Below are 11,025 nucleotides of genomic sequence, written 5' to 3'. Positions count from 1 at the left end.
ATCGCGCAACGCATCCGGGTCCGCGCTCATCCAGGCCAGCCTCCAAAAGCCAGCCTTGAATCACGCCCCGCTCAGCAGCGGAATCCCTCAGATCAGGAAATCGTCACCACCGCCTAGGGCGGAGGCCAGGATGACCGCATCATTCCGCTTGAGGGGCCTGGCCGCGCAGGCCATGATCCGGCGCGCAGGACCGGGGGCATGCTGGAGGTCCCCGAACATGCCGGGGCGGTGGCCGCATCTGCCCTGCCCCTCACCAGCGGCGAGGACCGGCAGCGCCCGGTTCCCAGGGAGGCGGCGCATGTTCGAAACTGAAGCCCTCCGCTTCACCGACCGCGCCGAGGCCGGGCGAAGCTTGGCCCGGCGCCTGGCCGCGCTGCACCTGCCACGGCCGGTCATCTATGCCCTGCCACGCGGCGGGGTGCCGGTCGCCGCCGAAATCGCCGCCGCCCTCGCCGCGCCGCTCGACCTCATCCTGGTGCGCAAGATCGGCGCTCCATTCCAGCCCGAGCTGGCGCTCGGCGCGGTGGCGGAGGGCGAGGCGCCGGAAGCGGTGCTCAACCCGGACATCATCGCCGTGACAGGCGCCGACGAGGCCTTCATCGCGGCGGCGCAGGCGCGGGAAATGGCGGAGATCGAGCGGCGACGGCAGCTCTACCTCGCTGGCCGCCCCCGGCCAGACCCGCAGGGCTGCAGCGCGGTGGTGGTGGATGACGGGCTCGCCACGGGCGCGACGGCGCGGGCGGCGCTGCATGCGCTGCGGCGGCGCGATCCCGCGCAGATCATCCTCGCCGTGCCCGTGGCCTCGCCCGATACCCTCGCCGCCCTTCGCGCGGAGGCCGACACGGTGGTCTGCCTGCGCGAGGCTTCTCTCTTTCACGGCGTCGGCGGCTTCTACGAGGATTTCCATCAGCTCGCCGACGAGGAGGTGATCCGCACGCTCGACGCCGCCGCGAAGCGCCTCACCCGCGAAGGCGGCGGCGCGCCGCCGGGCTGACGGAGCAGCCTGGCAGGCCGGGAGTGCTTCCATGCGCCACGGTGTCCTTGCCGATCCTCCCGGCGAGGCCTTCGGCGAGGCGCCTCTGCCGCCGCGCACCCTCGATCGCGGCATGGGGCTGGCCATCGCCCGCCGCACCATTTTCCGGGCCACGGACGGCGAGGACTGGGGGCGCGTGGCGGACCGCGTCGCCCTCGGAAACCTTTCCCTGGCGGGGCCCCCGTCACGGAACGCCGCGAGCGAGGCCGAACGGGCCCGCCTGCGCAACGCCATCGCCACGGGCGCGCTGCTGACCTCCGGCCGGCACCTGCAGCATGGCGATGCCATGCAGGCGGAGCGCAACATCGAGGTCTTCACCAACTGCGCCACGGCCATCACCGCCTTCGCCAAGTTCTATCTGCTGCTGAACGGCAGCGGCGTCGGCCGCTCCTATGACGATGAGCTGGTGGCGCTGGACTGGGCCGAGGCGCCGGACATCCTCCTCCACCTCGATCCCGCGCATCCCGACCATCCGCGCGATCCCGGCGGGCTGCTGCGCTTCGCCCTCGACTTCGGGCTCGTTCCACAAAGCGGCGGAGCCGCCGATGCCGGGCGGGCAGCCCGCGCTTTCCTTGAGCGCGCCCTGCTGGCAGATCCGCGCGCCGCCCCGGTGGACGCGCTGCGCCATCGCGTCGCCGACAGCCGCGAAGGCTGGGCGAAGGCGATCGAGATCCTGGAGGGCATGACCTTCGCCCGCGCGCGGCATCGAGCGCTGCTGCTCGACCTGTCCGCCATCCGCCCGCGCGGCACGCCCATTCGCGGCATGCAGGGACGCCCCGCTCCCGGCCCGCTTTCGCTGCTGCGGGCCCTGACCCGCCTGCGGGAGCGGGTGATCGCGCCCGCCCGCGCGCGCGACCGGGCCGGCGAGGCGCTGCAGCCCTGGGAGCAGGCGCTGCTGGTGGACCACATCCTTGCGCTGGAAGTGCAGAGCGGCGGCGCCCGGCGCGCCGCCCGCATGGCGACCAAGAGCTGGCGCGATCCGGGAAGCCTTCGCTTCGTGCGGCTGAAGGCGGAGCAGAACGACCTCTGGACCGCCAATCACGCCCTCATGGTGGATCGCGAGTTCTGGGCGCGGGTGGCGCGCGGGCGCGCCGGCGCGGATCTCGGCGATCCCTGCACCGGCCATGCGCTGCGCCTGTTCGAGGCGGCCGCGGCGAGCGCCTGGCGAAGCGGCGAGCCCGGCTTCATCAACGGCGACCTCCTGGAGGACCATCGCACCGGCAGCGCCTGGCGAAGGCCGGTCTGCACGGATGGCAGCGACATCCGCAGCCGGCGCTACCGGGCGGATGCCGCGGCCGCCCTGCTCGGGACGCTCTCGCGCCGCGCCGCGCAGGCGCGCTTTCCGGCCACGACCAATCCCTGCGGCGAGGTGGTGCTGCATGTGGCGGGCGGCTACTGCGTGGTGGCCGACTTCGCGCCCGTGCTGGCCTGCCCGGTGCCGCTGGAGCAGGTGGCGCCCGGTGCCGCTTCAGCCGAGATCGCCCGCGCCTGGGATGCGCGGGTGGAGGATGCCGTGCGGCTCGGCGTGCGCTTCCTGCTGCGGGTGAACGGAATGGATGCCCTCTACGGCCAGGAGCTCCGGCGCACCAACCGCATCGGCATCGGCCCGACCGGGCTGCATGAATGGGCCTGGCTGCGCTTCGGCCTCGGCTTCCGCGACCTGCTGGACGAGGGCGGCCATGGCGCACCCTTCTGGGCGATGCTGGCGCGGCTCTCCGCTCTCGCCAAGGCGGAGGCGCTGGCCTATGCCGCGGCCCTGGGCCGTGCGCCTCCCCTGACGGTCACCACGGTCAAGCCGGCCGGCACCACCGCCAAGCTGTTCGGCCTCACGGAAGGCGCGCATCTCCCCGCCCGGCGGCAGCATCTGCGCTGGGTGCAGTTCCGCGGGCAGCGCGGCGCCGACGGCAGGTGGCCAGCCGACAGCGACCCGCTGCTGCACGCCTACGAGGCGCGCGGCTATCCCGTGCGCGCGCTGCGGAGCTTCCCCGGCATGAGCGTGGTTGGCTTCCCGACCCTGCCGCTGATCCTCCGCCTCGGGCTGGGCGAGCGGCTCGTCACCGCGGAGGATGCCGCGCCGGCGGAGCAATATGCCTGGCTGCGGCTGCTGGAGCGGCACTGGATCGGCGCGGCGCGCGGCAACCAGGTGAGCTATACCCTCAAGTTCCGTGCGGACCGCTGCAGCCTTGGGGCCTTCTCGGCGCTCCTTCTGGAGAACCAGCCGGGGGTGCGCGCCTGCGCGCTGCTGCCGCTGCGCGCGGATGACATGCTCGGGCACGAGTACCTGCCGGAGGAGGAGGTGGACGCGGCGCGCTTCGCCACGATTCTCGCCGGCATCCGCGAGCCCGGCCTGCATGAGGCGATCGAACTGGCACGGCTGCAATGCGCGGCCGGCGCCTGCCCTCCCTGAGCCTTCCACGGCGCCCGGCCCATGCTCCGCGCCGGCGCGGGAGGGGCCGTGAAGCGGCAGCCTGATCCGCATCAGTGCGGGTGAGCCGGGCAGGAGCAGGATTGCCCTGCCCGGCTTTCGGCCGGGCCGCGAGAAGGAGAACCAGGCCATGAACAGTGCGGATCGCGACCTGCAGCAGCGCGTGCTCGACGAGCTGGCATGGGAGCCGAGCGTCGAGGCGGCGCATATCGGCGTCGCCGTGCGCGACGGCGTCGTGACGCTCAGCGGACATGTGTCGAGCTACTCCGAGAAGCTTGCGGCCGAGCAGGCCGTCGGCCGCGTCCGTGGCGTGAGGGCGGTTGCGCAGGAGATCCAGGTACGCCTGCCCTACGAGAGGAAGACCGGTGATGACGAGATCGCCGGCCGCGCGGTGCAGATCCTCGGCTGGGATGCGGTGGTGCCGCGGGATGCCGTGCGGGTGAAGGTGGAGGACGGCCTGGTGACGCTGACGGGCGAGGTGGAATGGCAGTTCCAGCGCACCGCCGCCGAGCGGGCGGTGCAGAAGCTGGGTGGCGTCGTCGGCGTGGTCAACCTGATCCGCGTGCAGGCGAAGGCGCAGCCGGCCGACATCCGGCAGCGGATCGAGGAGGCCCTCCGGCGCGACGCCGAGCTGGAGGCCGGGCGCCTGACGGTCAGCGTGGCGGATGGGCGGGTGGTGCTCGGCGGTCATGTTCGCAGCCCGCGCGAGCGCCAGGCCGCCGAGCGGGCCGCCTGGGCGGCACCGGGCGTGCGCGAGGTCGAGGACCGCATCAGCATCGGCTGACCGGTGCACAGGCGGGGGACTGGCAAACCGGCCGGCGGGCGCAGCGCAACGGAAGGGTTGGCCGCCTTTCCGGAGCGCTTCTGGTCGGTTGCGCGCCAGGATGCCCTGGCCGCCCTGGTCTCCTCGCCGGAGGGGCTGAGCACGGCCGAGGCGGCGCGGCGCCTCGCGGTCCATGGCCGCAACCTCGCCACGGAGGCGCCGCGGCGGCGTATCCTGGCCAAGCTCGGGCGACGCCTCGCGGAGCCGCTGGTCGCCATCCTGGTGATCGCCGCCGCCGTCTCCGGCGCGACCGGCGACTGGGTCAGCTTCGCGCTGATCCTGCTGGTGCTGGCCGCCTCCAACCTGCTCGACGTGTTTCAGGAACACCGGGCGGAGACGGCGGCAGAGGCGCTGAAGCGTTCCGTTGCCGTTCGCTGCATCGTCCGGCGCGACGGAGTGGCGGTGCCGGTGGCGGCAGAGGAGATCGTCCCCGGCGACGTGGTCGAGTTGCGGGCGGGGGGCCTGGTGCCCGCCGACGGGATCGTGCTGGCGAGTCGCGGCGCGCATGCGAACCAGGCGCTGCTGACCGGCGAGCCCTACCCCGTGGAGAAGCGGCCCGGGCCGAGTGGCGCCGGCAGCCTGGCCGAGGCCTATGACGCGCTGTTCGGCGGCACGGCGCTGATCAGCGGCGAGGCGACCATGCTGGTCGTCGCGACCGGCGCCGGCACCCGTTTCGGCGGCATCGCGGCCGCGCTGCGCTCGGACGAGCCGCCGAATGCCTTCGAGCGCGGCCTGCACAGGCTCGGCGCGCTGATCCTGCGGCTGACCGTGTTCCTCCTGCTCATTGTGCTGCTGGCGCAGCTTGCCTCCGGCCGCCCTGCCCTGGACGCCTTCCTCTTCGCCGTGGCCCTCGCGGTGGGGCTGGCGCCCGAACTTCTGCCGATGGTCACCACCGTCACCCTTTCGCGCGGGGCCCTGCGCATGGCTGCGCGGCAGGTGGTGGTGAAGCGGCTGGCCGTCATCCACGATCTCGGTGCGATGGATGTCCTCTGCACGGACAAGACGGGCACGCTGACGGAGGCGCGGATCACGCTGGTTGGCCACCCCGGCGCCACGGGCGAGGAGATGGCGCGCGTCCTGGAACTGGCGGCGGTGAACAGCCGCTTCGAGAGCGGCGTGAGAAGCCCGCTCGACGACGCCATCCTCGCCCGGGCCGCCGGGGCCGCGGCGGAGGGCTGGACGCGCATCGCCGACGTGCCCTTCGACTTCGAGCGCCGCCGCGTCTCCGTGCTGGCGGAGCGCGCGGGCCGGCGCTTCCTCATCGTCAAGGGCGCGCCGGAGGGAATCCTGTCCCGTGTGCGCTTCATCGAGTCCGCCGACGGGGGCGTCGCGCCCCTCTCCGAGGAAGGCCAGGCGCGGCTGCGGGCGCTGCACGAGGAGAAAGCCGCGAGCGGCCTGCGCTGCCTGGGCGTCGCCTGGCGCGAGGTGGAGGCCGGCCGCAGCGCGCCAACGGCGGCGGATGAGCACGATCTGGTCTTCACCGGCTTCTGCATCTTCGCCGATCCGCCGAAAGCCGATGCCGCCCTCGCCATCGCCCGGCTGCGCAGCGCGGGCGTGCGGGTGAAGATCGTATCCGGCGACGCTGCGCCGGCGCTGCGGCACCTCGTGGATACGCTCGGCCTGCCCGCGAGCGGCCTGCTCACCGGCGAGGAGATCGCGCGGCTGAGCGATTCCGCGCTGGCGGCGCGCGTGCAGCGCACCGACCTTTTCGCCCGCCTCTCCCCGGACCAGAAGACGCGGATCATCCGCGCGCTCCAGGCGCGTGGTCATGTCGTCGGCTTTCTTGGGGACGGGATCAACGATGCGCCGGCGATCCGCGCGGCGGATGCCGGGCTGTCGGTCGAGGGCGCGACGGATGTGGCGCGCGCCGCGGCTGACCTGATCCTGCTCGCGCCCGATCTCGGCGTGATCGCCGACGGCGTGGCGGAGGGCCGTCGCACCTATGCGAACATCATGAAATACGTGCGGATGGGCACCTCGTCGAACTTTGGCAACATGCTCTCCACCGCGCTCGCCTCGCTGTTCATCCCCTTCCTGCCGCTGACGCCCGTGCAGGTGCTGTTGAACAACCTGCTCTACGACTTGAGCGAAACCGGCATTCCCTTCGACGCGGTGGACCGGCACGCCGTGGCGCAGCCGCATGGCTGGGACATGGGAGCGGTCCGCCGCTACACTCTGGTCATGGGGCCGCTCTCCTCGGTCTTCGACCTGGCGACCTTCGCGATCCTGCTGCTCGGCTTCCATGCCTCGCCGGAGGAGTTCCGCACCGCCTGGTTCGTGGAATCCATGGTCACGCAGATCCTGGTGATCTTCCTGATCCGCGTGGAGGCGCCCTTCTGGAAAGCGGCGCGGCCGCACCCGGCGCTGGTTACGACTTCGCTTGGCGCGCTGGCGGTTGCCCTGGTGCTGGCGCTGTCGCCGCTGGGCGGGCCCATCGGCTTCACGGCGCTGTCCTGGCCGGTGCTGCTCGCGCTTCTCGCCCTTTCCACGGCCTACCTCGCCGCGGCGGAAGGCCTCAAGCGGCTGGCGACGGCGCGGCCGCATGGTGGCGCCCGCCGCTCCCTTCTTCATGGAAGCCCCGGTTACGGGGCGTGACGCAGATCAGCGCATCCTCGCCACGGCCGCGAAAGAATTGCCGCGCCGGCAATCCGGCCGGCTGAACAGTCAGGGGAGACCCGAACATGGTCGATCTGGCGAACAAGGCCTGGTCGCCCTACCTGGCCGGCGGACTGATCGGGCTGCTGCAGATCCCTGCCTTCCTGCTTCTGGGCACGGCACTGGGCACCTCATCCTCCTATGTCTCGGTGGCCGCCTCGCTGGCGGCCTTCGCCGATCCGGGCCTCCGCGGCCTGCGCTACGCCGCCGCGCATATCGAGGGCGCCAAGGCATGGTGGCAGGTGGCGCTGGTGGCCGGCATCGCCGTCGGCGCCCTGATCTCCGCAACGCTCTCCGGCATGCGCCGCCACGGGATCGCGCCGGTCTGGCACCGCGCGGCACGGCTCGGCGCCGCCGGCCGCTTCGGCATGGCCTTCGCCGGCGGCTTCGTGATGCTGCTCGGCGCGCGGATCGCCGATGGCTGCACCTCCGGCCACGGTCTTTCCGGCCTCGCCCAGCTGGCCATCGGCTCGATGATCGCGGTCGCGGCCATGTTCGCCGGCGGCATCGCCACGGCGATGCTGTTCCGGCCGGTCCGCTGAGGAGACGATGTCATGACGGTGCTCACAGCCGTGCTGCTCGGCCTCGCCATGGGAATCGTCTTCGGGTTCCTGCTGGAGAAGAGCCGGGTCTTCGAGCCCGGGGTCATCCTCGGGCAGTTTCAGCTCAGGAACTTCCTGATGCTCCGCGTCTTCCTCTCCGGCGTGGCGATGGGGCTGGTGGTGCTCTCGGCACTTACCGGCTTCGGCCTCGCCCAGCTCGCGCCGAAGGCGACGCTGCCTCTGGCGGATGCCCTCGGCGGCCTGCTGCTCGGTGCCGGCATCGCGCTGGCGGGCGCCTGCCCCGGCACGGTGATGGCGCAGATCGGCGCGGGCTATCGCGACGCCTGGTTCACGCTGCTCGGCGGCCTGCTCGGCGCCCTCGCCTTCACCTATGCCGAGCCGTCGCTGGCGCCCTGGATCGCGGCCGCCGGCCAGGGCAAGCTGACGCTCGATGCCGTACTGGGCGTGCCCTTCTGGCCGCTGGGGCTGGCGGTCGCCGCGCTGCTCTTCCTGGTGCTGCTCGGCATGGAGCGCTGGCGCCCCTGGCGTGCGGAACTTGGCGAGGCGGCGGATGGCCTGCCGCCCGAGACGCCTTCCGCCCCGCCCGCCGCCCCGCCCGCCACCCGGCCCATGCCCGCGGAATGATCCCGCAGGCCCGTGGGATGCCCCGGTGGGCATCCCACTCGACCTGTCCGGCTACATGGTGAGTTCCGGCTCGGCGCCCCGCGGCCTCGGCTCCTCGGGGATCTCGGTCATCGTCGCCTCCGTCAGCAGCAGCACGCTGGCGACGGAAACCGCGTTCTCCAGCGCGACGCGCACCACCTTGGTGGGATCGACGATTCCCGCCTCCACAAGGTCCACATAGGTCTTGCGGGCTGCATCCAGCCCGATATTGCCGGTGCTTTCCAACATCCGCGCGACGGCGACGCCGCCATCCACGGCGGAGTTCTCCGCGATCTGCCGCGCCGGCGCCTCCAGGGCACGGCGCAGGATCTGCAGGCCTGTCCGCTCGTCGCCCTCGGCGGCCGTCTCCTCGCGCGCCACGGCCTCGGTGCAACGCAGCAGCGCGAGGCCGCCGCCGGGCACGATGCCCTCCGCGACCGCCGCCTTGGTGGCGCTGATGGCGTCCTCCAGCGCGTCCTTCTTCGCCTTCATCTCCGCTTCCGAGGGCGCGCCGACGCGAATCACCGCCACCCCGCCCGACAGCTTCGCCAGGCGCTCCTGCAGCTTCTCCTTGTCATAGTCGCTGGTGGCATGCTCGACCTCGCGCCGGATCTGCTCCAGCCGCGCCTCGATCGGCGGCCGCTCTCCGGCACCGCCGACGATGGTCGTGTCCTCCTTGCCGACGACGACGCGCTGTGCGCGGCCAAGCTGCTCCGGCGTCACCGTCTCGAGCTTGGTGCCGAGATCCTCGGAGATCACCTCGCCGCCGGTGAGCACCGCGAGATCCTGCAGCATGGCCTTGCGCCGGTCGCCGAAGCCCGGCGCCTTCACCGCGCAGCAGCGCAACGTGCCGCGCAGATGGTTCAGGATCAGCGTGGCGAGGGCCTCGCCCTCCACCTCCTCGGCCACCACCAGCAAGGGCCGGGCGGACTTCACCATCTGCTCCAGCAGGGGAACGAGATCCTTGACCACCGAGACCTTGCGATCGGTGATCAGGATCAGCGCATCCTCCAGCACCGCCTCCATCTTCTCCGCATCGGTGACGAAGTAGGGCGAGACGAAGCCGCGGTCGAACTGCATGCCCTCGACCACTTCGAGCACCGTCTCGGTCGTCTTGGATTCCTCGACGCTGATGACGCCTTCCGCGCCGATCCGCTCCATGGCGTCGGCGACCAGCTCACCGATGGCGGTGTCGTTGTGGGAGGAGATGGTGGCGACCTGCGCCCGCTCCGCCCGCGTCCGCACCGGCCGCGACAGGTCCTGCAGCGCCGCCGTCACCGCTCGCGTGCCGCGATCGAGCCCGCGCTTCAGGTCGATGGCGCTGGCGCCGGCGACGACGTTGCGCATGCCCTCGGCCAGAATGGCATGGGCGAGCACGGTGGCGGTGCTGGTGCCGTCGCCGACCAGGTCGCCGGTCTTCTCCGCCGCCTGCCGCAGCATCTGCGCGCCGAGATTCTCCTCGGCGTCGCTGAGGTCGAACTCCTTGGCGATGGTCACGCCGTCGTTGCAGACCAGCGGCGAACCCCATTTCCGCTGGATGAGCACGGATTTCGACTTCGGCCCGAGGGTGACGCGGACCGCATCCGCCAGCTGTGTCGCGCCGCGCAGGATCTTCTCCCGTGCGGCGGACCGGAAAACCACGTTCTTGTGCGCCATCGTCAGATCTCCACCGCCTTCGCCAGGCCCGTCACTGGCAGCCCCGTCAGGCGGTGACGCGCAGTGCGCCCTGCCTGCGTCGCCAGTACCGCCGGAGCAGGCGCAGGCCGCGCTGATTTGCATCAGCGCGCCAGGATCACACAGGCGTGTTCCAGGGTCCGCCAGGGGGAGCCGTGCTGTCCGGGCGCGGCGGCCCCGGGCCATTGAGCCGTTGAGCCGTTGGGGCTTCATCCGGCTGTGGCGGAGCCACGCCCCCTTGCCGCCGCACCTTTCCCTTCCTCGCCTGCAGGCTGATCCCGCTCGCGCAAACCGGGATCAGGCTGGAGACCGTCGCGCGCTGCGCAGCGAAAGCCTGCGGGGCCGGGAAGGCGCCCGCTAGAGCCGATCCCGTTCCGATGATGCCATCGGAACGATGGTCTGCCCTAGGCCGCCCGCAGGGTAAAGGTCGCCGCCTCGATGTCGAAGCTGCCATCCGCGCCGATGGCGAAGTGCTCCTGGACGCTGGGGGGAGCGCCCCTCAGCAGGGAGCGGATCGCCTCGGCATGGGCAGGCGGGGTGCGCGTGCGGGCCGTCCAGCTCGGGAATTCCATGCGCAGGCGGCGGAGCGTGATGCCCTCCAGGGCGAAGCCGGCGCGTGACAGGGCGCCCACCCATTCCGCGACGGCGTAGTTCCGGACATGGGAGGCGTCGCGCAGCAGCTCGACGGCCTGGAGATGACTGTCCAGCACCGGGCTGGCGGGGGCCACGGTGTCGACGAACAGGGCGCCCTGGCCGGGCTTCAGCACGCGCCGCGTCTCGCGCAGGCCCGCCTCCATGTCCTGCCAGTGGTGCGTGGTGAAGCGGCAGAGCACCACGTCGAAGGCCGCGTCCGCGAAGGGCAGCCGCTCCGCCGGCGCCTGCTGGGTGACGATGTTGGAGAGGCCGCGTTCGGCCGCGGTGGCGGCCACGGCCTCCAGCATGCCCGGTGTGACGTCGCAGGCGACGACCTGCGCGACATGCGGCGCGGCGCGATAGCTGACATGCCCGCCGCCGCAGCCCAGGTCGAGCACCCGCGCCTCGCCCCGGCCGCGCAGCGCGGCCTCGATCTGGTCCAGGTCGCCGCCGCTGCTGTGCACCGCGCTGGTGACATAGTCCCGCGCGCGGGCGCCGTACTGCTCGGCGGCGAAGCGATGCTGGGCGGTGTTCATGGCCGGCTTCCTCCTGCTGGAGACGGCAGCCTCCCGCCTTT

8 protein-coding genes are annotated in these 11,025 nt (G+C 72.4%); 6 read left to right on the top strand and 2 right to left on the bottom strand.

Annotation, left to right across the window (positions count from 1 at the left end; translation table 11 throughout):
• Nucleotides 1–298: 298 nt before the first annotated feature.
• The 6 genes from QMO56_RS15460 to QMO56_RS15435 all read left to right on the top strand — a co-directional run bounded on the left by QMO56_RS15460 (nucleotide 299) and on the right by QMO56_RS15435 (nucleotide 8,123).
• Nucleotides 299–994, top strand: a complete 696-nt coding sequence (locus tag QMO56_RS15460) for a phosphoribosyltransferase (protein ID WP_283527046.1) — start codon at nucleotides 299–301, stop codon at nucleotides 992–994.
• A gap of 31 nt (nucleotides 995–1,025) precedes the next feature.
• Nucleotides 1,026–3,440, top strand: a complete 2,415-nt coding sequence (locus QMO56_RS15455; RefSeq protein ID WP_283527044.1) for a recombinase — start codon at nucleotides 1,026–1,028, stop codon at nucleotides 3,438–3,440.
• A 148-nt stretch (nucleotides 3,441–3,588) separates the two neighbouring features.
• Nucleotides 3,589–4,242 (top strand): BON domain-containing protein, encoded by a 654-nt coding sequence (locus tag QMO56_RS15450; protein WP_283527042.1) that lies wholly within the window; start codon nucleotides 3,589–3,591, stop codon nucleotides 4,240–4,242.
• Between the two features lie 57 nt (nucleotides 4,243–4,299).
• On the top strand, nucleotides 4,300–6,876 hold the full coding sequence (gene mgtA, locus QMO56_RS15445; protein ID WP_283527040.1) for a magnesium-translocating P-type ATPase: 2,577 nt from the start codon (nucleotides 4,300–4,302) through the stop codon (nucleotides 6,874–6,876).
• Nucleotides 6,877–6,962: 86 nt separating this feature from the next.
• The gene (locus QMO56_RS15440; protein WP_283527038.1) at nucleotides 6,963–7,478 is read left to right on the top strand and encodes a YeeE/YedE thiosulfate transporter family protein; all 516 of its coding nucleotides are present in this window, start codon (nucleotides 6,963–6,965) and stop codon (nucleotides 7,476–7,478) included.
• 12 nt (nucleotides 7,479–7,490) lie between these two features.
• Entirely contained in the window at nucleotides 7,491–8,123 is a 633-nt protein-coding gene (locus QMO56_RS15435; protein WP_283527036.1) for a YeeE/YedE thiosulfate transporter family protein, read from the top strand.
• A gap of 51 nt (nucleotides 8,124–8,174) precedes the next feature.
• On the opposite strand, the gene groL is transcribed toward QMO56_RS15435, so the two are convergent.
• Nucleotides 8,175–9,797, bottom strand: coding sequence for a chaperonin GroEL (groL, locus tag QMO56_RS15430; RefSeq protein ID WP_283527034.1), 1,623 nt, complete (start codon nucleotides 9,795–9,797; stop codon nucleotides 8,175–8,177).
• Between the two features lie 422 nt (nucleotides 9,798–10,219).
• Complete coding sequence (locus QMO56_RS15425; protein ID WP_283527032.1) at nucleotides 10,220–10,984, bottom strand: class I SAM-dependent methyltransferase; 765 nt, start codon at nucleotides 10,982–10,984, stop codon at nucleotides 10,220–10,222.
• Between the last annotated feature and the right edge of the window lie 41 nt (nucleotides 10,985–11,025).

The sequence above is a fragment of the Roseomonas sp. E05 genome, assembly GCF_030063475.1.
Taxonomy (GTDB): Bacteria; Pseudomonadota; Alphaproteobacteria; order Acetobacterales; family Acetobacteraceae; genus Pseudoroseomonas.
Note: the sequence above shows the minus strand (reverse complement) of the source record. Positions and strands in the feature narration are given on the sequence as shown.